General features: G+C 65.9%; 2 protein-coding genes and 1 pseudogene. All 3 read left to right on the top strand.

Annotated features, from left to right (window positions below):
- Positions 1 to 114: pseudogene (locus ACSDR0_RS50575) on the top strand (transposase); the annotation flags it as partial.
- A gap of 56 nt (positions 115 to 170) precedes the next feature.
- Positions 171 to 749, top strand: coding sequence for a helix-turn-helix domain-containing protein (locus ACSDR0_RS50570; RefSeq protein ID WP_435296128.1), 579 nt, complete (start codon positions 171 to 173; stop codon positions 747 to 749).
- Between the two features lie 2 nt (positions 750 to 751).
- A complete protein-coding gene (locus tag ACSDR0_RS50565) occupies positions 752 to 1,306 on the top strand; it encodes a transposase (RefSeq protein ID WP_435296127.1) in 555 nt (184 codons plus the stop codon).
- Positions 1,307 to 1,412: the final 106 nt, after the last annotated feature.

Genomic DNA, 1,412 nt, shown 5'->3' with positions numbered 1-1,412 from the left:
CTCCGTGACATCTTCGACGCGATCCTGTACGTCAACCGGACGGGAATCGCCTGGAAGTACCTGCCGCACGACTTCCCGCCCCACGCCACCGTCTACTGTATTGTTCCTTTTTGGATGGTCAGATTAGACGTACCATCGGGGCCCAGTAGGTCAGTGATGGGCGGTGAGTAGTGCCGAAGCTTCTGTTCGCGCGGGCGCCGAAGGACATGGTGGAGGAACGCAAGATCCGTAAGTTGGCCGGGGCTCGACATGCCCCGGCTGACTGGATCCGCAGGGCTCAGATCATCGCGTTGAGCTGGGAGCGGCTACGGGTACCACAGATCGCCCGTGAGCTCGGTTGTGCGGAGAAGACGGTGCGCTACCGGCTGGCGCGCTTCAATGCCGAAGGCCTGGACGGGTTGGGAGATCGGCCTGGTGTCGGCCGTAAACGGCGGCTCGGCGAAGCCGAGCGCTCGCAGATCATCGCGTTGGCCCGGACCTCGCTGGCGGGCCGGCCGGTACGCGATCGGGTAACCGGTGAGCTGGCCGCGGCCGATGAGGCCGGGCCAGGGGTGTGGACGCTAGACACGTTGACCAAGGCCGTCCACGAGCTGGGCATTGTGGTGGCGCGCTCGCAGGTGCGGCGGATCCTGCTGGCCGAGGGGGTGCGCTGGCGCCGCACCCGCTCCTGGGCCACCAGCCACGACCCGGACTTCGCCCCAAAAGAACCCAGGTTGTTGCCCTCTACACCTGCCCACCGCCGGGAGTGACGGTGGTGGCCGCCGACGAACTCGGCCCCGTCCTTCCCCGCACCTTCGAGCCCGCGCCCGGCTGGAGCGCCGACAGCCGACGGATCAAAGCCGCTTTGGAATACAGTCGCGGACCGGAGAAGACCTGGGTTTATGGCGGCCTGCGCATCGCCGACGGTCACGCGTTCACCATGTGCTCTTCCTCCCGCAACAGCGCCGGATGGCAGCGCTTCTTGGCTCTGCTGGAGCAGGCCAACCCGGCCGGAACGATCGCGGTGATCACCGACAATCTGTCCAGCCATAACAGCGTCTCCACTCGCCAGTGGCTCACCGAACACCCGCGGATCCAGCAGGTGTTCATTCCCAAGGGCGCTTGCTGGCTCAACCTGCAAGAGGCCTGGTGGCGTATCTTCCGCCGTCAGGCTCTGGCCGGGCAGACCTTCGCTGATCCCGGCGAGATTGATTACGCCACCACGGTCGCAACCGCCCAGCTCAACGCCCGCGCTCGCCCTTGGATCTGGGGCCGTCCGGCTCCTGAGCCTCGCCGCCGTCGACACCGGTTTATCTATCTGCTTTGAGGAACGAAGCACTACTCCTACTCCTACTCCTACTCCTACTACGCCGCTTGGCGCGACGAGGGCATGTTCGCGCGGCTCAACCAGGATCTGACCGGCCTGGCCCGGG

Source organism: Streptosporangium sp. G11 (assembly GCF_051192615.1).
Lineage (GTDB): Bacteria > Actinomycetota > Actinomycetes > Streptosporangiales > Streptosporangiaceae > Streptosporangium.
Note: the sequence above shows the minus strand (reverse complement) of the source record. Positions and strands in the feature narration are given on the sequence as shown.